We start from the raw sequence: 18029 nt of genomic DNA, 5'->3' as shown, positions 1-18029 counted from the left end.
GGGGTTTCGCAAAAAAAACATCACAAAATGACACTTCGAACAGAAATTAACCCAAACCATCAAAAAACACACTTAAATGGCCTTAAACTGGACTGCAAACTCTTTTACTTTGTTCCAGTCGGTGTATTCCACCTCTTTTGTTGTATCTGTTTCGCCCCCAGTCAGACGCATGATGAACTGGATCATAATACGGTCGAACCAACTATACATTGGATATCGCAGTGCTCCAGCAAATACCGCCTGCAGTTTTGGCTGCCAAGGTGACTTCTTTAGAAACTTCTTCATATAGACACTCGTTTCTGGCGTATTCTTACCTTCTTTACGCGCTGTCAGGTTTACGCAGAAAAAGCCCACTTTATGCTGCTCCAGTGCAGACTGGTTACGAGCAATAAACTCATAAAGCTTCTTATTCAGGTGGCCATAGCGAATAGATGCGCCAATCAACACCCGTCCGTAGCAACTAAAGTCTAACTCAGGAAGCTGGTTGAGGTCTTTCAGCTCACACTGACAGCTCTCCCCCAATTGCTCTTCTATATAATGAAGGATTTTTACTGTCTGCCCGTCATTGCTTGAATGAAGGAGTAATACCTTTTCCACACTCTCTCCTTAGTTGCGCCAAAATGTTGGTGTAAACAGAACTAATAAAGTGAAAACTTCCAGGCGACCAAATAGCATTGAAATAATGAGCACCCATTTGGCTGGATCATTAATCTCACCAAAATGTACCGCGACCTCCCCAAGACCTGGCCCCAAGTTATTTAAGGTCGCTGCGACAGCAGAAAAAGCCGTTAGCTCATCAAGCCCGGTCGCAATTAATCCCAGCATACAAATAACAAACACGAGGGCATAAGCTGAGAAAAATCCCCACACTGCATCAACGACTCGCTGTGGCAAGGCTTTATTCCCCACCTTAATCGTATATACCGCCCGAGGGTGAACCAATCGTTTCAGCTCTCTGACACCCTGAAGGAGCAGTAACAGCATACGAATAACTTTGATTCCGCCACCTGTTGAGCCAGCACAGCCACCCACAAAAGAAGAGAACAGCAGTAATACCGGCAAAAATAAAGGCCACTCAGAGAAACTCGTTGTTGTGAAACCTGCCGTGGTCGAGATAGAAACCGTCTGGAATAACGCCTGATCAAAGGCATCATGCAACGAATCATACGAATGATGCTTGAGCAACAAGCTAAAACAGATCGTAAATAAGATGAACTGAGTGGCAAGAAAAGCCCTGAATTCAGGATCGCGCCAATAAGTCCGCAAATGAATACCGCCGTTGGCAAAGGCTGCAAAGTGCAGTGAAAAATTACAGGCCGAGATCAACAGGAACACCACGGTAATCATGTTTATCGTCGGGCTATCAAAATAGCCCATACTGGCGTCATGGGTAGAAAAGCCACCAATCGCAACCGTAGAGAAGCTATGGGAGATCGCATCAAACACCGTCATACCCGCAACCCAGAATGCGCCGGCACAACTAATCGTCAATGCCAGATAGATATACCATAATGTTTTAGCGGTTTCGGCGATCCTTGGTGTCATCTTGCTATCTTTGACCGGGCCGGGAATTTCAGCCCGATACAGCTGCATACCACCGATCCCCAGTACCGGTAAGATGGCCACCGCCAACACAATGATCCCCATCCCACCAAACCATTGCAGTAACTGGCGATAGAACAGGATCGCCTTGGGCAATTCATCAAGTCCGACAATGACGGTTGCCCCGGTGGTCGTCAGGGCAGAAAAGGCCTCGAAAAAAGAATCAGTAACCGAGAGATCTGGCGTCTTGGCCAAGATAAACGGTACCGCACCGGCACTGCCGATAACGGTCCAAAATAAGACCACTATCAAAAAGCCATCTCTGGCTTTGAGTTCCCGACGATAATGGCGGTTCGGCAGCCACAGCATGGCACCGCCCGCAAAGAGAAGAAAGAAAGTGACCACAAAGGGAAAACCCGCACCGTCACGATAGATTAATGCAACCAATGCAGGTGCCAGCATTGTGACACTAAATAGCGCGAGCAACAGCCCGACAATTCTGATGATGGAACGAAATTGCATGCCTTAGCCGGCTCTCATCCTGTTGTTGTGATTATTCGTGTGATTAGTTGGAATCAGATACCGGAACAATACGACCACCACTGCGGTTGGTGAGTTTAGCAATAAACTCGGCCTCCACTCGGCTGTCGATCTCCACGATCATTTTGACCTGGTTTCCATAATCAGCATGAAGCTGAATCCCTGCATACTCGGCAAGCAACGACTCGACCAGTGACACCTGATTATACTCACAGCGCAGCCTAAGTTCCGAGGTTATTACTTTTTCTTTGGTTTGCAACACAGTTAATGCTTGCTGGACGCCGCCGCCATACGCTTTAACCAAGCCACCGGTCCCTAACTTGATGCCACCGGAGTAACGAGTCACCACTGCAGTGATCTCACCCACTCCCGAACCAGTCAACTGTGCCAAAATCGGCTTACCTGCAGTACCAGATGGTTCACCGTCATCACTAAAGCCCCACTTCATCGAGTCAGAAGGGCGGCCAGCGACAAATGCCCAACAATTATGGCGGGCATCACTGTGCTTGTTCTTTATAAACTGAACGTAGGCTTTTGCCGCTTCGACATTCGGCGTATGAGCCAGATACGTAATAAAGCGGCTCTTTTTGATCTCTTCTTCAAAAATAGCCTCTGCCGCGGGAACTAAATAGGGATCAGATGCTGTCATAAAAAGCCACAAACGAAATCAGGTAATTAAGCTCGAAGGATACCACAACCTCGACAGCAACGAGTTCAAATATATTCGCATCATTCATCCCCGGCACAGAAGCAATTCCGATATACCCCAAATAGCCCTTTTTAATCATTAGCAGCAAGTTTATCCCTCTTGATAGAGATCGGGCGAATATCGAGACTGAGTTTTCCTTGAAAGGAGCCCACCAGCGTCTAACCCCGCCAAGGATTAACACAACCATAACAACCAAGAGTATATCTCAACAACTAACGCTCAGGAAAAATGCTTTAATTTCAATCACAAACATTTTAACAATAAAGATTCCGTCGACTTCACCCAGCAAAAAGTTAAACATTTGTTTAAAATAGATGTTGAAATCGTTGCATAACAGGTTCAGACTAATATTTAACCTACAAACAGGTCAAACCAGTTAAATCAAATTCGGCACAGAACCGGAATTCACGGAGATAGAACATGATTTACCAAGGTGAAACCCTATCCGTCAGCTATCTGGAAGATGGTATTGCGGAACTCAACCTCAACGCACCAGGCGCAATCAACAAATTCGACATCGCAACCCTGGAAAGCTTCAATGAAGCCCTAAATGCACTCTATCAGCAGACAGATCTCAAAGGCCTGCTGCTGACCTCTAGCAAAAATGCATTTGTTGTCGGCGCTGATATCACAGAGTTTCTTGGCTTATTTGCCAAACCTGCCGAAGAATTGTCGCAGTGGCTTACCCATGCCAACGACATCTTCAATAAATTAGAAGATCTACCCGTACCAACCCTTTCCGCCATTAACGGCCACGCACTGGGCGGCGGCTGCGAATGTGTTCTTGCCACCGATTTCCGTCTTGCCGACAGTACGGCGCGTATCGGACTGCCAGAAACCAAACTCGGTATCATGCCCGGCTTTGGTGGAACCGTTCGCCTCCCTCGCCTGATCGGTGCAGACTCTGCCATGGAGATCATTACCGCAGGCAAAGACAAAAAAGCCCAGGATGCACTGAAGTTAGGGTTGGTCGATGCCGTCGTTGCACCTGAAGCACTTAAAACGGCAGCCGTGACGATGATCAAGGATGCCATTGCTGGCAAGCTAGACTGGCAAAGCCGACGAGCACAAAAAAAAGCCCCGATCCAGCTCAATAAAATCGAAGCAACCATGAGCTTCACCACGGCCAAGGGGATGGTCAGCCAAGTTGCCGGCCCGCATTACCCGGCACCTATCACCTCAGTAATCACTATCGAAGAGGCGGCAAGACTGTCACGCGATGAAGCCCTAGAGGTAGAAAACAAACACTTTACCAAACTGGCAAAAACCGATGTCGCCCAGGCGCTGGTCGGTATCTTCCTCAATGACCAGTTGATTAAGGGCAAAGCAAAGCAGGCCGCCAATGAAGGCAAGGCCACCAGCAAGGCGACTGTCTTGGGAGCCGGGATCATGGGGGGCGGGATTGCCTACCAGTCTGCACTGAAAGGCGTGCCGGTGATCATGAAAGATATTGCCGAGCCCTCGCTGGAGCTGGGGATGTCGGAAGCCGCCAAGCTGTTGAACAAACAACTCGAGCGCGGCCGTATCGATGGCCTGAAGATGGCTAAGGTACTGTCAGCCATTCAACCTAGCCTGCATTATGCTGGTATCGACGAAACAGATGTGATTGTCGAGGCTGTGGTCGAGAACCCAAAAATCAAAGCCGCGGTACTGGCCGAAGTCGAGGATAAGGTTACCGCCGATTCCGTCATCACTTCTAATACATCAACGATTCCAATCAACCTGCTGGCTAAATCACTAAAACGTCCGGAAAACTTCTGCGGGATGCACTTCTTCAACCCGGTGCACCGGATGCCGCTGGTAGAGATCATCCGAGGCGAACATACCTCAGATGAAACGATCTCCCGTGTTGTCGCCTACGCCGCCAAGATGGGCAAGTCCCCTATCGTGGTCAATGACTGCCCAGGATTCTTCGTCAACCGTGTGCTGTTCCCGTACTTTGCCGGTTTCAGCATGCTACTGCGTGACGGTGCTGACTTCACCAAAGTCGATAAAATCATGGAGAAGCAATTCGGTTGGCCGATGGGGCCAGCATACCTGCTAGATGTGGTCGGTATCGATACCGCTCATCACGCCCAGGCTGTTATGGCTGAAGGTTTCCCTGAGCGCATGAGCAAAGACTACAAGGATGTAGTCGATGTGATGTTCGAGTCCCAACGCTTCGGTCAGAAAAACGGGAAAGGCTTCTTTAGTTACTCAATTGACCGCAAGGGTAAACCGAAGAAAAGCATTGATGCAGATGTCGCACCACTGCTAGCGCCAGTTTCGGGTAGTGCTACTGACTACAGCAGCGAGGAAATCATTACCCGCATGATGGTACCGATGATCAATGAAGTCGTCCGCTGCCTTGAAGAAGGCATCATCGCCAGCCCGGCCGAAGCCGATATGGCATTGGTCTATGGTCTCGGTTTCCCTCCTTTCCGTGGTGGCGTCTTCCGCTATCTAGATACCCTAGGATTAGCAAACTATGTCGCGATGGCCGACCAGTATGCTCACCTCGGGGCGGTCTATCAAGTTCCCGACGGGCTGCGTGAAAAAGCCAGCCAAAACGAAACTTACTACAACGCACCAAGCAATGCTTAGAGACGGCTTAAGGATGAGGAACAGAAAATGAATAACGTCGTAATTGTTGATTGTATCCGTACCCCGATGGGGCGCTCCAAAGGCGGTGCGTTCAGAAATGTTAGAGCAGAAGATCTCTCGGCACACCTAATGAAAGGGTTGCTGGCACGCAATCCGCAGGTTGATCCGGGAGCGATTGAAGACATTTACTGGGGTTGTGTACAGCAAACCTTAGAGCAAGGTTTCAACGTGTCGCGAAATGCTGCCCTGCTAGCCGGTATTCCCCATACCGTCGGTGCCACTACGGTGAACCGCCTGTGCGGTTCATCAATGCAGGCCCTGCATGATGCCGCTCGTACCATCATGGTTGGCGATGCCGACACCTGTATTATTGGCGGCGTCGAGCACATGGGTCATGTCCCGATGAACCATGGTGTTGATTTCCACCCGGGTTTGTCTAAATCGGTTGCCAAGGCCGCCGGCATGATGGGCCTGACGGCGGAAATGCTAGGCCGTATGCATGGGATCAGCCGCCAGATGCAAGACGAATTCGCCGCCCGCTCCCATCAACGTGCCCATGCCGCAACAGTAGAAGGCCGCTTCAAAAGCGAAATCCTACCGACCGAAGGCCACGATGAGGACGGTGCCCTGAAGTTATTTGACTATGATGAAGTCATCCGGCCCGAAACCACGGTGGAAGCACTATCCGGCCTGCGCCCGGTATTTGATCCGGCCAACGGCACTGTAACGGCAGGAACCTCCTCAGCCCTTTCTGACGGAGCCTCGGCGATGTTGGTAATGAGTGAAGAGAAAGCCAAGGCTCTAGGTCTGACTATCCGAGCGAGGGTAAAATCCATGGCGACTGCCGGTTGCGATCCATCCATTATGGGCTACGGTCCAGTTCCTGCGACACAAAAAGCCCTGCAGCGAGCCGGTCTGTGCATGGACGACATTGGAATGGTTGAGCTCAATGAGGCATTTGCCGCCCAGTCATTGCCTTGTGCTAAAGATCTCGGCCTGCTGGACAAAGTCGACGAGAAGGTCAACCTCAATGGCGGGGCGATAGCCCTTGGCCATCCGTTGGGTTGTTCGGGCTCTCGGATCTCCACCACCCTGATCAACCTGATGGAGCATCAGGATGTGCAGTTTGGTCTCGCCACCATGTGCATCGGCCTCGGCCAAGGTATCGCCACTATATTCGAGCGTGTAGAGTAAGCAATGAAACACCATAGCCCGCCTCTTTGGCGGGCTTTTCTTTATCCTTCATTCTCCCCCCTCTGTAATATGCTTGTTATGCATAGATAGAATGATAAAGTTTCATTTTGTTCATAGACATATCAGGTCTACACTCAATACCCATAAATAGCCCCTTTTATTCTATCCGGAGCATACCTATGTTTAAGGCACTGGTTCTTAATCAAGAAGAGAAAAAAACTATCGCTGGTATTCAGCAAATCGAAGAATCACAACTTCCAGAAGGTGATGTCCTTATCGATGTTGATTACTCTTCCCTGAACTATAAAGATGGTTTGGCTATCACAGGTAAAGGCAGAATTGTTCGCCAGTTTCCTATGGTGCCAGGCATTGACCTTACCGGTACTGTTGCGGAATCAAGTGACGAGCGCTATCAGGCTGGTGACAAGGTTGTCCTGACAGGATGGGGGGTCGGCGAAGGCCATTGGGGCGGCATGGCAGAAAAAGCCCGCCTTAACGCTGATTGGCTAGTACCTCTTCCTACAGGCCTAAGTGGCAAGCAAGCAATGATGGTGGGTACCGCAGGCCTTACCGCAATGCTATGTGTACAGGCATTGGTTGATGCCGGGGTAAAACCTGATGCCGGTGAAGTTGTCGTAACAGGCGCAAGCGGTGGTGTTGGCTCTGTCGCAGTTACCCTGCTATCCCAGCTAGGTTATCAAGTGGCTGCAGTTACGGGCCGTGCCGAAATCAATGGCAAGTTGCTAAAACAGCTCGGCGCTGCTCGTGTGATTGAGCGCAGTGAATTTGAAGAGCCAGCCCGCCCGTTAGAGAAACAAATCTGGGCCGGTGCCGTTGATACAGTGGGCAGCAAGGTACTGGCTAAAGTACTGGCCCAAGTTGACTACGACGGTACGGTTGCCGCTTGTGGCCTTGCCGGCGGCTTTGATCTGCCAACAACGGTAATGCCGTTCATCCTACGTAACGTCAAACTGCTAGGTGTTGATTCGGTTATGTGTCCGTTCGAAAAACGCCAGCAGGCTTGGCAGCGTCTGACAGAGCTTCTTCCTGCGAGCTACTACGAGCAGGCTTGCCGTGAAGTCGATCTTGACGGTGTTGCGGAATGTGCAGAAGCCATCACCAACGGCCAAATCACAGGTCGTGTGGTAATCAAGCTATAAACGAAACCAACAACAAAATAGATGACTACCCTTGGCCAGCTTTATGCTGGCCTTTTTTCTGCCCTCAATAATGGTAATCCGTAAGCTCTATAGCAGCCCCATATCGTGTATCCGTTTATCGATCAGCTTGCCACACTCTTCCTGAAGCAACTTGCGTAGCCAGATCTGCGAGGCCGAGTGTTCGCAACGCGGGTGCCAAATCAGCGAGTAGTCAAACGGCTTGAACTCGAATGGCAGCGACTTAATCACCAAGTTATGCTTTTCCGCCACTAAATAGGCCAAATCGGCCGGTACGGTAATGATCAGAGGCATTTTGTCGACAATCGCCAGGGCGGCCTCCAAATGATAAGCCCGCAGTACCATCTTACGCTGGCTGTAACCACGCAGTGCTTCATCGATCAGGGCTTTCACCCCGTCACTAATTGCAATCATCGCATGAGGGAAAGTCAGGTAATCATCCAGCGTTAGCTCCTGATCGGCCAAGGGATGGTGCTTAGACAGCATACAAAAGACACTGACCAAACCGAGATGATCTCGACACAACGGTTCGATAGGCCCGGTCGGACGACATATCGCCATATCACAGCCATCAGTGGTCAACTGGTTCAGCAAATGATCATGCTGCAATGGCGGAAACTCTAACGAGATATTGGGGGCTTCTTCATAAATCCGCGGCAAGGCATAGGGCAAAATAGTCTGCATCGCGTAGTCGGTCGTTGCGATAACAAAATGCTGTTCACACTGTGATGGCTTGAAATCGTTCGGAGTCAGTAAAATCCGCATCGCCTCAAGAGGATCATTGAGTGACTCGTTCAGTTCCAGTGCCCGCTGCGTAGGCAGCAGCCGTTGTCCCTGGCGGGTAAAAAGCGGGTCCCCCAGCAAGTCGCGTAGCCGGCCCAACACCCGGCTCATCGCCGACTGACTCAGGTTTAACCTAACCGCCGCCCGGCTGACACTACCTTCTTCCAGCAATACTTTCAGCGCAACCAATAGGTTCAAATCACGACGATAGACTTCTTCTAGCTCCATAACAGGCCTTATTTCTTGGTAACCACAATGCCAGGGAGGGTTATTATGAAACGCCAGATAAAAAAAATCCCGCTATAAAAGCGGGGAAGCCCAAGAAAACTGGGGGAGTGTAGTAGATGTGTAGGTTAATTCTCTTCTTCTTCAAGCTCCGGTGAGTTGGTCAACTCGAACCAGAGACCTAGCGCAGCGGCAATTAAACCACCCAGCGCGAAAATACTCATGTCATTTGGGTTGCGCAGTACAAGAGAGCAAAACGTAATAAAGCACAGCACACAGTAAATAGTTAAGCGATCCATCTGAGTCAACATAGTTCCTCCCAATCCTTCAGAAGACAAACGTTAATGACTTGTTAAATAAGTTACACGTTTTGTTTCGATTTGCCAAGCCTTATTGATTAATTCTTACTCATAAGTATGATCGGAGACTTCGAAACAACACGTGTATGTTATGACAGCTATTTTTGAAAACCCGACTCATAGCCTAGAAGCCGAAGGACTACGTTGTCCTGAGCCGGTGATGATGGTGCGTAAGACAGTCAGAAAAATGGCCGAAGGTGATACGCTTTTGGTCACGGCAGATGACCCATCGACAACCCGGGATATTCCCAGCTTTTGTCGTTTCATGGATCATACCTTGCTGGCGGCAGAGACAGATACTCTCCCTTACCGGTATCTGATCCAGAAAGGCACCAATTAAAAAAGGCAGCTCACAGAGCTGCCTTTTACCTATTCATGGATGCCTGCATCTACCTACGCGACGAGGGAGCTGCTACAGCGGTACATCCCTATTGATAACTATCCCGCAATGCTTTCTGCGCCCTATCCAGTTCATGGCGCAATTCACGGATCTCTTTCTTCATCGGCAAGACATAACGCAAACGTACCAGTGCATCGACAGACAAATAGGTTGTGACGATAGCCCCGACCACCATAGGCAACCACATATCCGTAAGTACCATGCCGAGAATATTTAAGGCTAAAGCGAAATTAAACAGCCAAAACTGGCTTTGTGGAGAAATAGCGAGAAAACGGTTCATATCCCCTCCTGCTGCAGCTCACCGAACCTAGTCTCACCATAGCATGGCACTCTGTTACACTCTGCAGCCAAGGTCACAGTTCGTTAAGCTGTCATTCTACTGTCATACAGTATCAACCTCGGGTGTTTCACATGAAACACCCGAAATGGCCGGCTTTATAACCCCAACGCAGCCGCAACGGCCAAACCAGCGAACAGTGTCGCCGTTATCTTGCGGATCAGTCCCAAAGGCATGCGGTCGGCCGACAGCTTGCCTATCAGAACCACAGGCACATTCGCCAACAACATTCCAATAGTGGTTCCAAGTACCACCAGCATCAGACCGTCATGGTATTTCGCCCCGAGCATGGTTGTGGCTACCTGAGTCTTATCACCAATTTCGGCAATAAAGAACGCAATAAAGCTTGCCACAAATGGGCCACGGTTTGAGATCTGCTCATCATCATCGAGTTTATCTGGTATTAAAATCCAGCCGGCCATCATTACAAAACTCACAACCAGTACCCACTTCAACACTTCCGGGGTCAGATAATCAGCGACAACGACACCGAGCCAGGCAGCAAGCGCATGGTTGGCAATAGTGGCAAAGAAAATAGCCAGAATAATCGGAACCGGTTTGCGGTAGCGACTCGCTAACAATAACGATAATAACTGGGTCTTATCCCCAATCTCGGCTAAGGCGACAGTAGTAATTGAAACAGCTAAAACACTCACGACATGCTCTTTGGGGTGAGGATACTGTTTAACAACCACGGACAAACGCACATGCCCCACCCCGGTTCATGCTGGTTTGCCTATGGTCTCGCCAAACTCACTAGTAGGATTAAGTGTGAGTCACAACCGCCATGAAGATTTTGCTTCAATTATGTTGACGATTGTCTCGATAGAACGAGAGGCTACTCCCCAAAGGAGGGTGAATCATAGCCAGTTCGACAATCAGTATCAAGCTTGTATTGCGGTAATCAGGTGTAAAATGAAGAGAGATGAAAAGCGGAGTTGTTAGCCGTAGCTAACAACTCACAACAGAAATTATGACGACGCTGGTGACAGGACAATTTCGACACGACGGTTTTCGGCACGGCCCTGCTTGGTGCTGTTCGAGGCAACAGGATGCGCTTCACCCATACCCTTGGTGATCACACGGTTGGCTTTCACACCTTCACGAATCAGATAGTTGCTCACTTCGCTCGCTCGTACCTGAGACAGGCGCATATTGTATGACTCTTTGCCTGTACTATCGGTAAAGCCATACACGTTCAGCATGGTCTGATCATACTCTTTGGCTACCAGTGCAACATTGTATAGTGCCTTCATCGCACGTGAGCTCAGATCTGTCTGGTCGACACCGAAGGTAATTTCATTCGGCATGTTAAGCACAATATTGTCACCGTCACGGGTAACGCTGATCCCGGTCGATTGCAGCTGCTGGCGAAGCTCTGCCTCCTGCACATCCATGTAATAACCAATACCGCCACCCAGTGCAGCACCAGAAGCGGCTCCAATCAGCGCGCCTTTGCCACGGTCACTCTTGCTCGAAGAAGCAACACCAATCGCAGCACCTGCGACAGCACCAAGAAGTGCACCACTAGTCGCCTTGGCAGTCTGCTCCTCTCCAGAGTATGGGTTGACAGTACTACAACCTGAAGCCGCGACGGCAGTGGCTGTGGCGAAAATAACATTGCGCATCCATTTACCAGATGCCAGAGAAAAATTGAAGTCCATTGTGTTATCCATATGTTCTCGATTTAGTATCGATGTGATTGTGTCAGCTCATAAACTGTATAGCATGCTGCCATAGATAGGAACCGGCTTATTGTATCGGGAGAGTAAACTAGCACATCAGAACAATGTAAAATTATCCTCATCCCACTCTGCCTCTAGCCTATTCCCCAACTAATTTAAGCAAATTACTCAAAGATGGCCAAAAAACATGCAATGGCTCTACTCGGAAAATGCCATGCGAGGTATACTGGATTGTTACTCAAATTACTTTTAATCCACTAATCTCGCGAAGCTGACAATGCAGAAATACGATATTAAAACCTTTCAGGGCATGATCCTCGCGCTGCAGGATTACTGGGGCCAGCAGGGTTGTACCATTGTACAACCTTTGGACATGGAAGTTGGTGCAGGTACCTCTCACCCGATGACCTGTCTCCGCGCGCTAGGTCCAGAGCCTATTGCAGCAGCGTATGTACAACCATCTCGCCGCCCAACTGACGGTCGTTACGGTGAAAACCCAAACCGTCTACAGCACTACTACCAATTCCAAGTGATGCTGAAGCCATCTCCTGACAACATCCAGGAACTATACCTTGGCTCTCTTGAGGTACTTGGCATTGATACTCAAGTACACGACATCCGTTTTGTAGAAGACAACTGGGAAAACCCGACACTGGGTGCCTGGGGTCTTGGCTGGGAAGTATGGCTAAACGGCATGGAGGTAACCCAGTTTACTTACTTCCAGCAGGTTGGTGGTCTTGAGTGTAAGCCTGTTACCGGTGAAATCACTTATGGTATCGAGCGTCTGGCAATGTACATCCAGAACGTCGATTCCGTTTACGATCTGGTTTGGACTGATGGCCCACTAGGTAAAGTAACCTACGGTGATATCTTCCACCAAAATGAAGTTGAGCAATCAACATATAACTTCGAGCACGCTGACGTAGACTTCCTGTTCACTTTCTTCGACCAGTGCGAGAAAGAGTGTAAGGAACTACTGGAGCTGGAAAACCCACTTCCACTTCCTGCCTACGAGCGTATTCTTAAAGCAGGCCATGCGTTCAACCTTCTTGATGCACGTAAAGCGATCTCGGTTACCGAGCGTCAGCGTTACATCTTGCGTATCCGCAACCTGACAAAACAAGTTGCTGAAGCTTACTACGCATCTCGCGAAGCTCTTGGCTTCCCTATGTGTAAAAAAGATAAGTAAGGATATCGCATGACCGAGAAGAATTTCCTTATCGAACTAGGTACCGAAGAGCTACCACCAAAAGCCCTTCGTACCCTTGCCGAAGCTTTTGCGGCAAACTTCGAAGCCGAGCTAAAAGCTGCCGACCTAGCCCACCAAGGCATCAAGTGGTTTGCCGCTCCTCGCCGCCTGGCGCTGAAAGTCACCTCACTTGCAGCAGGCCAAGCAGACAAAGTTGTTGAGAAGCGTGGTCCTGCAGTCGCCGCTGCATTTGATGCCGAAGGCAACCCGACCAAAGCCGCGCAAGGCTGGGCTCGTGGCAACGATATCAGCGTTGACCAGGCTGAGCGCCTGAAAACAGACAAAGGCGAATGGCTACTGTACAAACAAGAAGTCAAAGGCCAGCCAGCTCAAGCACTACTACGCGATCTAGCGGCAGCTGCACTGGCGAAACTGCCAATCCCGAAGCCAATGCGCTGGGGTGACTACGACACCCAGTTTATCCGCCCGGTCAAAACCCTGACCATGCTGCTTGGTGATGAACTGATTGCCGGTAATATTCTTGGTGCCGACTCTGCCCGTACGATCCGTGGTCACCGCTTCATGGGTGAAGCCGAGTTCACAATCGAGCACGCTGATCAGTACCCGGCGATTCTTGAAGAGCGCGGCAAGGTCATGGCGGATTACGAAGCACGTAAAGCCATTATCCTTGCAGATGCCAAAAAAGCCGCTTATGACGTTGGCGGTATTGCTGATCTTGAAGATGAGCTGGTTGAAGAAGTGACATCTCTGGTGGAATGGCCAGTAGTACTGACGGCTTCATTCGAGGAAGATTTCCTAAACGTACCTTCTGAAGCACTGGTTTACACCATGAAAGGTGATCAGAAATACTTCCCTGTTTATGACACCGAAGGCAACCTAGTACCGAAGTTCATCTTCGTATCTAACATTGAGTCAAAAGACCCACGTCAGATCATTGAAGGTAACGAGAAAGTTGTTCGCCCGCGTCTTGCCGATGCTGAGTTCTTCTTCAACACCGACCGTAAGCGCCCTCTCGTTGAGCGCCTACCTGAACTTGAAACGGTGTTGTTCCAGAAGCAGCTGGGTACGCTACGTGACAAGACAGACCGTATCACCGCGATGTCTGGCTTTATTGCTGAACTAATCGGTGCTGATGTTGAACATTCAGAGCGCGCGGGTCTGCTGTCCAAGTGTGATCTGATGACATCAATGGTATTCGAGTTTACCGATACCCAAGGTGTGATGGGCATGCACTACGCTCGTCTTGACGGTGAGCACGAAGATGTCGCGGTTGCTCTGAACGAGCAGTACATGCCACGTTTTGCAGGTGACGAACTACCAAAGTCTGACGTTGCGGCTGCAGTTGCACTGGCTGATAAAATTGACACCCTAGTTGGTATCTTTGGTATCGGTCAGCATCCGAAAGGTGCCAATGACCCGTTTGCACTTCGCCGTGCTGCACTTGGCGCACTTCGCATCATGGTAGAGAAAGGCTACACCCTTGACCTGGTTGACCTGATCACTAAAGCGAAAGAGCTATTCGGTGCCAAGATCACCAACCATAACGTTGAAGCCGATGTTATCGACTTCATGCTTGGTCGTTTCCGTGCCTGGTACCAAGACGAAGGCCATAGCGTTGATGCTATTCAGGCTGTACTGGCTCGTCGCCCGACTCAACCTGCTGACTTCGACAAGCGTGTTAAAGCGGTAACCCACTTCCGCTCTTTGGAAGCCGCTGAGTCACTAGCTGCAGCAAACAAGCGTGTTGGTAATATCCTGGCGAAGTTCGATGGCGAGCTTCCTGCGACTATCGACAATACGCTATTGGTTGAAGACGCAGAGAAAGCGCTGGCTGAAAACATCGAAATGATGCTATCAGCACTAACACCAGTATTTGCGGAAGGTAACTATCAGCAGGCTCTGTCTGAGTTAGCGACCCTACGCGAAGCCGTAGACGCCTTCTTCGACAATGTTATGGTAATGACTGATGACGAGAAACTTAAAGTTAACCGTCTAACTATGCTGAACCTGTTGCGAAACGAGTTCCTGAAAGTCGCAGATATTTCTGTTCTCCAGAAGTAATCTTAAGCGCTAAGACAAAACCCCGTGCTGTTGCATGGGGTTTTTTATATCCACATTTCAGCGCCTCTCCCATACCCATAGTTAAGTATCTTCCCAAAATTATCTCTTCGGCGCTTCACGTGAAACGGCTAAATCCCTTTCTAGCTGCATGCAGCTACACTGACATTAAAGGCTGGATCGTTTTCAAAGCTGGTGTTTCACATGAAACATCCAACCAGCAATCTGTCGATTTCTTGCCCTTTCCCTTATCAGTGCAATGATGTATGTTGGCAAATGCGCACAACGTATACAGTAATGATATCGAAGAAGATAAGAACAATAGACTGAGGTCGGAAGTAAACATGGAGTTTTCTACATTCGGAGACAAGTTTGCCCGTTATTCTGGGATCACCCAGCTAATGGATGATTTAAACGACGGCTTACGTAACCCTGACGCCATTATGCTCGGTGGCGGCAATCCCGCTCAAATTCCTGAGATGGTCGAATATTTCAGCCAGCTCAGCGAACAAATGGTGGCAACTGGTGAACTGACTGCAGCCCTCACCAACTATGATGGCCCGCAGGGCAAGAACACCTTTATCAACGCCCTTGCCCAGCTGCTTCGGGAAACCTATGGCTGGGATATCAGCACGAAAAATATCGCCCTGACCAACGGCAGCCAGAGTGCCTTCTTTAACTTGTTCAACCTGCTTGCCGGGGAGTTCAGTAACGGTAGCCGCAAAAAAATCTTACTTCCACTGGCTCCTGAGTATATCGGTTATGGCGACTCTGGCCTTAGCGAAGATATGTTTGTCTCGTACCGCCCGGAGATCACCCTGCTCGAGAACGGCTTGTTCAAGTACCATATCAATTTCAACGAGCTGACTGTCGATGACAGTATTGGGGCAATCTGTGCCTCTCGCCCGACCAACCCAACCGGCAACGTACTCACCGATGAGGAAATCAGCCACCTCGATGAGCTCGCGCGCGAGCACGGTATCCCGCTAATCATCGATAATGCCTACGGGATGCCTTTCCCCGATATTATCTTTGAGAATGTCACGCCGTTTTGGAACGAGAACACTATCCTGTGTATGAGCCTCTCCAAACTCGGCTTGCCTGGCGTGCGCTGTGGTATTGTTATCGCCAGCGAGGAAATTACCACGGCCATCGCCAATATGAATGGTGTCCTCAGCCTTGCTCCCGGCAGTGTCGGGCCGGCCATCGCCAATAAAATGATCGAGAACCAGGATTTGCTCCGTCTCAGCGAGCAGGTGATCAAACCTTTCTACCAACGAAAATCACAGCATGCCGTCGAATTGCTACAAGCGGCCATAGATGATGAAAGGTTTAGGATCCACAAACCTGAAGGCGCCATGTTCTTGTGGCTGTGGTTCAAGGAACTGCCCATCACTACCATGGAGTTGTACCAGCGCCTCAAAGCCCGGGGCGTATTGATTGTGCCGGGTGAATACTTCTTTATCGGACTTGAAGGTGACTGGAGCCACGGGCACGAGTGCCTTCGGATGAACTATGTTCAGGCTGATGAGGATATGCAACGCGGCATCGCCATCATCGCCGAGGAAGTCGCAAAGGCCTATCAAGCCGAACAATAGCGAACCGATATTAGAACGCCCAAAGAGCTGCTATCTGGCAGCTCTTTTTTCTTTCTAACATAATGGGGGCAAACCACGCCTCCCCCCCCAATCCCATTAAGCCATCGTACATCACACAAAATCGGTCAGCGCCTAACGCTAACTGTGCTCATACTGCACGCTCGCATAACCTACTCCGCAGGATATGTTGTGACAATCAAGGTGCCGCCTAGCTTGGTAATCCGCTGCAGCAACTGCGCAGGAATCTTGGTGTTATGGCCATGGCAATCACCGGTCTCAATCCCCAGGTTAAAGTCCACTTCACTAGCGGAATGCCAAAGTTTAATTAAAGACTCGGGAAGTTGCTCAGTAGCATCCAGCAAACTGGCTAAATCAGCCTCGACGGTGGCGTCTTCCGTCTGTGGTTCGAGACATAGATGAAACAGACCTTCTTCTCGCCAGCCACAGTGAAGGATACATGTTTTATCCTGTAGAAATGCAGCCAACGCAGACAAGTCGTGAACTGAAAAAACATCCAAATCAGTCGTGATATAACGGGTCTTCTTCGACGACATAGCAACCTCAGCTAACTCATGAAACATATTTTTAGGCGTGTTTCACGTGAAACACGCAATACCCAAATGACGTCAAGATGCCAGATTCAGAGTCACTCAGTGTTTTCAATTCAAGCGTAATGTCTGGAAAAGTGGAGATCTCTTTCAAATAGAGGTCTGATAGAAATAGAGACGCTAACCCACTCCCTTCAGGCAAGCACTAGGCGACTATTCATCGTTGCAGATACTTAACGTAGAACCAACTATGTCTACAAATCTGCGCCTCGTCTAACAAGCTAAAGATTCTCGCTGAACAAACATCTTGGAGTTACTTGGGTATACTAATCTTAGCGGGTTTCAACCGGATGAATGGTATAGCTTTGTCTGGTAGTCAAATGCCAAAAGACAGGATCAAAAAAGGCCAGCACATGGCTGACCTTTCACTCTCTATCAGATGAACATTCGATTACTGTTCTTCGTTTTCCAGCAAACGGCTGCCATTAATCGCAATCTTGCGCGGCTTCTGCTCTTCAGGAATCTCACGCTCAAGATCAATATGAAGCAACCCGTTTTCCATCCCAGCCCCAATCACTTTTACATAGTCAGCGAGTTGAAACTTACGCTCAAAATCACGCTCGGCAATACCTTGGTACAGATACTGGCGCTCATCTTGGGTAGCTTCGCGGGTACCGCGAACAATCAGTTTGTTTTGCTGCTGGGTAATATCAAGTTGCTCTTCCGCAAACCCGGCAACGGCCATGGTGATCCGGTAATGATTCTCGTCTTGCTGCTCAATGTTATACGGAGGGTAACCCGCATTGGTATTGCTGACATTTTTCTCCATCTGGTTGAACAGACGATCAAAGCCAATAGCAGAACGGTATAGAGGAGTGAAATCTAAGTTACGCATATAAAACTATCCTTCTTAAGAAGCAATAAACATGACGATAATTGAATGGTTGAAGTGGTTTTCCTCTGTCGGACAAACCTATTGCAGGCCCAATATTTGGCACCATGCGCTTCATTAATAGATATAGGGATGGGTGATTTAATTTCCAAGCCTAAAGCCGAAATTATTTTAAATATTTTTCATAC

18 protein-coding genes and 1 riboswitch are annotated in these 18029 nt (G+C 49.3%); of the genes, 7 read left to right on the top strand and 11 right to left on the bottom strand.

What is annotated here, in order from left to right:
- Positions 1 to 72 precede the first annotated feature (72 nt).
- From hemG to MD588_RS22300, 4 genes are read right to left on the bottom strand one after another with little or no spacing between them, the layout of a single operon-like run.
- Complete coding sequence (gene hemG / locus MD588_RS22315) at positions 73 to 597, bottom strand: menaquinone-dependent protoporphyrinogen IX dehydrogenase (RefSeq protein ID WP_265699977.1); 525 nt, start codon at positions 595 to 597, stop codon at positions 73 to 75.
- 9 nt (positions 598 to 606) lie between these two features.
- A complete protein-coding gene (locus MD588_RS22310) occupies positions 607 to 2064 on the bottom strand; it encodes a TrkH family potassium uptake protein (protein WP_265699976.1) in 1458 nt (485 codons plus the stop codon).
- A 43-nt stretch (positions 2065 to 2107) separates the two neighbouring features.
- Complete coding sequence (locus MD588_RS22305; protein ID WP_265699975.1) at positions 2108 to 2731, bottom strand: YigZ family protein; 624 nt, start codon at positions 2729 to 2731, stop codon at positions 2108 to 2110.
- Positions 2718 to 2870, bottom strand: a complete 153-nt coding sequence (locus MD588_RS22300) for a hypothetical protein (protein WP_265699974.1) — start codon at positions 2868 to 2870, stop codon at positions 2718 to 2720. Before MD588_RS22300 ends, MD588_RS22305 begins: the two co-directional genes overlap by 14 nt.
- 341 nt (positions 2871 to 3211) lie before the next feature.
- On the opposite strand from MD588_RS22300, the gene fadB reads away from it, so the two are divergent.
- From fadB to acuI, 3 genes are all read left to right on the top strand, one after another.
- A complete protein-coding gene (gene fadB, locus MD588_RS22295; RefSeq protein WP_265699973.1) occupies positions 3212 to 5374 on the top strand; it encodes a fatty acid oxidation complex subunit alpha FadB in 2163 nt (720 codons plus the stop codon).
- 27 nt (positions 5375 to 5401) lie between these two features.
- Positions 5402 to 6568 (top strand): acetyl-CoA C-acyltransferase FadA, encoded by a 1167-nt coding sequence (gene fadA, locus MD588_RS22290; RefSeq protein ID WP_265699972.1) that lies wholly within the window; start codon positions 5402 to 5404, stop codon positions 6566 to 6568.
- Positions 6569 to 6747: 179 nt separating this feature from the next.
- Positions 6748 to 7728: an acrylyl-CoA reductase (NADPH) gene (gene acuI / locus MD588_RS22285; RefSeq protein ID WP_265699971.1), complete on the top strand. Its 981-nt coding sequence runs from the start codon at positions 6748 to 6750 to the stop codon at positions 7726 to 7728.
- An 87-nt stretch (positions 7729 to 7815) separates the two neighbouring features.
- Here the strand turns inward: acuI and MD588_RS22280 are convergent, their stop codons facing one another.
- Complete coding sequence (locus MD588_RS22280; RefSeq protein WP_265699970.1) at positions 7816 to 8757, bottom strand: LysR family transcriptional regulator; 942 nt, start codon at positions 8755 to 8757, stop codon at positions 7816 to 7818.
- Between the two features lie 125 nt (positions 8758 to 8882).
- Entirely contained in the window at positions 8883 to 9065 is a 183-nt protein-coding gene (locus MD588_RS22275) for a hypothetical protein (RefSeq protein ID WP_265699969.1), read from the bottom strand.
- 139 nt (positions 9066 to 9204) lie between these two features.
- Between MD588_RS22275 and tusA the strand changes: the two genes are divergently transcribed.
- Positions 9205 to 9453, top strand: a complete 249-nt coding sequence (tusA, locus tag MD588_RS22270) for a sulfurtransferase TusA (RefSeq protein ID WP_265699966.1) — start codon at positions 9205 to 9207, stop codon at positions 9451 to 9453.
- Positions 9454 to 9541: 88 nt separating this feature from the next.
- On the opposite strand, the gene MD588_RS22265 is transcribed toward tusA, so the two are convergent.
- From MD588_RS22265 to MD588_RS22255, 3 genes are all read right to left on the bottom strand, one after another.
- The gene (locus MD588_RS22265) at positions 9542 to 9793 is read right to left on the bottom strand and encodes a hypothetical protein (protein WP_265699965.1); all 252 of its coding nucleotides are present in this window, start codon (positions 9791 to 9793) and stop codon (positions 9542 to 9544) included.
- A gap of 155 nt (positions 9794 to 9948) precedes the next feature.
- Complete coding sequence (locus MD588_RS22260) at positions 9949 to 10506, bottom strand: TMEM165/GDT1 family protein (protein WP_265699964.1); 558 nt, start codon at positions 10504 to 10506, stop codon at positions 9949 to 9951.
- A gap of 93 nt (positions 10507 to 10599) precedes the next feature.
- A riboswitch (yybP-ykoY riboswitch) is annotated at positions 10600 to 10709 on the bottom strand.
- A gap of 112 nt (positions 10710 to 10821) precedes the next feature.
- Positions 10822 to 11514: an OmpA family protein gene (locus MD588_RS22255; RefSeq protein WP_265699963.1), complete on the bottom strand. Its 693-nt coding sequence runs from the start codon at positions 11512 to 11514 to the stop codon at positions 10822 to 10824.
- Positions 11515 to 11812: 298 nt separating this feature from the next.
- On the opposite strand from MD588_RS22255, the gene glyQ reads away from it, so the two are divergent.
- From glyQ to MD588_RS22240, 3 genes are all read left to right on the top strand, one after another.
- Positions 11813 to 12724 (top strand): glycine--tRNA ligase subunit alpha, encoded by a 912-nt coding sequence (glyQ, locus tag MD588_RS22250; protein WP_265699960.1) that lies wholly within the window; start codon positions 11813 to 11815, stop codon positions 12722 to 12724.
- Positions 12725 to 12733: 9 nt separating this feature from the next.
- A complete protein-coding gene (gene glyS / locus MD588_RS22245; protein WP_265699959.1) occupies positions 12734 to 14806 on the top strand; it encodes a glycine--tRNA ligase subunit beta in 2073 nt (690 codons plus the stop codon).
- Positions 14807 to 15147: 341 nt separating this feature from the next.
- Positions 15148 to 16401: a valine--pyruvate transaminase gene (locus MD588_RS22240; protein WP_265699958.1), complete on the top strand. Its 1254-nt coding sequence runs from the start codon at positions 15148 to 15150 to the stop codon at positions 16399 to 16401.
- A gap of 170 nt (positions 16402 to 16571) precedes the next feature.
- Here the strand turns inward: MD588_RS22240 and MD588_RS22235 are convergent, their stop codons facing one another.
- Both MD588_RS22235 and ibpA read right to left on the bottom strand, forming a co-directional pair.
- Positions 16572 to 16955 (bottom strand): hypothetical protein, encoded by a 384-nt coding sequence (locus MD588_RS22235; RefSeq protein WP_265699957.1) that lies wholly within the window; start codon positions 16953 to 16955, stop codon positions 16572 to 16574.
- A gap of 445 nt (positions 16956 to 17400) precedes the next feature.
- A complete protein-coding gene (gene ibpA / locus MD588_RS22230; RefSeq protein ID WP_265699956.1) occupies positions 17401 to 17844 on the bottom strand; it encodes a small heat shock chaperone IbpA in 444 nt (147 codons plus the stop codon).
- Between the last annotated feature and the right edge of the window lie 185 nt (positions 17845 to 18029).

The organism is Photobacterium obscurum (genome assembly GCF_026191635.1).
Lineage (GTDB): Bacteria > Pseudomonadota > Gammaproteobacteria > Enterobacterales > Vibrionaceae > Photobacterium > Photobacterium obscurum.
The sequence above is the reverse complement of the archived record's forward strand: the minus strand, read 5'-3'. Positions and strand labels throughout refer to the sequence as shown.

What these genes read in the sequence shown, in the direction of transcription:
- glyQ (WP_265699960.1), top strand. Translation starts at nt 11,813, where the DNA reads ATGCAGAAATACGATATTAAAACCTTTCAGGGCATGATCCTCGCGCTG.
- fadA (WP_265699972.1), top strand. Translation starts at nt 5,402, where the DNA reads ATGAATAACGTCGTAATTGTTGATTGTATCCGTACCCCGATGGGGCGC.
- MD588_RS22280 (WP_265699970.1), bottom strand. Translation starts at nt 8,757, where the DNA reads ATGGAGCTAGAAGAAGTCTATCGTCGTGATTTGAACCTATTGGTTGCG.
- glyS (WP_265699959.1), top strand. Translation starts at nt 12,734, where the DNA reads ATGACCGAGAAGAATTTCCTTATCGAACTAGGTACCGAAGAGCTACCA.
- MD588_RS22265 (WP_265699965.1), bottom strand. Translation starts at nt 9,793, where the DNA reads ATGAACCGTTTTCTCGCTATTTCTCCACAAAGCCAGTTTTGGCTGTTT.
- tusA (WP_265699966.1), top strand. Translation starts at nt 9,205, where the DNA reads ATGACAGCTATTTTTGAAAACCCGACTCATAGCCTAGAAGCCGAAGGA.
- MD588_RS22235 (WP_265699957.1), bottom strand. Translation starts at nt 16,955, where the DNA reads ATGTCGTCGAAGAAGACCCGTTATATCACGACTGATTTGGATGTTTTT.
- MD588_RS22305 (WP_265699975.1), bottom strand. Translation starts at nt 2,731, where the DNA reads ATGACAGCATCTGATCCCTATTTAGTTCCCGCGGCAGAGGCTATTTTT.
- acuI (WP_265699971.1), top strand. Translation starts at nt 6,748, where the DNA reads ATGTTTAAGGCACTGGTTCTTAATCAAGAAGAGAAAAAAACTATCGCT.
- MD588_RS22310 (WP_265699976.1), bottom strand. Translation starts at nt 2,064, where the DNA reads ATGCAATTTCGTTCCATCATCAGAATTGTCGGGCTGTTGCTCGCGCTA.
- ibpA (WP_265699956.1), bottom strand. Translation starts at nt 17,844, where the DNA reads ATGCGTAACTTAGATTTCACTCCTCTATACCGTTCTGCTATTGGCTTT.
- MD588_RS22275 (WP_265699969.1), bottom strand. Translation starts at nt 9,065, where the DNA reads ATGTTGACTCAGATGGATCGCTTAACTATTTACTGTGTGCTGTGCTTT.
- MD588_RS22300 (WP_265699974.1), bottom strand. Translation starts at nt 2,870, where the DNA reads ATGATTAAAAAGGGCTATTTGGGGTATATCGGAATTGCTTCTGTGCCG.
- fadB (WP_265699973.1), top strand. Translation starts at nt 3,212, where the DNA reads ATGATTTACCAAGGTGAAACCCTATCCGTCAGCTATCTGGAAGATGGT.
- MD588_RS22240 (WP_265699958.1), top strand. Translation starts at nt 15,148, where the DNA reads ATGGAGTTTTCTACATTCGGAGACAAGTTTGCCCGTTATTCTGGGATC.
- MD588_RS22255 (WP_265699963.1), bottom strand. Translation starts at nt 11,514, where the DNA reads ATGGACTTCAATTTTTCTCTGGCATCTGGTAAATGGATGCGCAATGTT.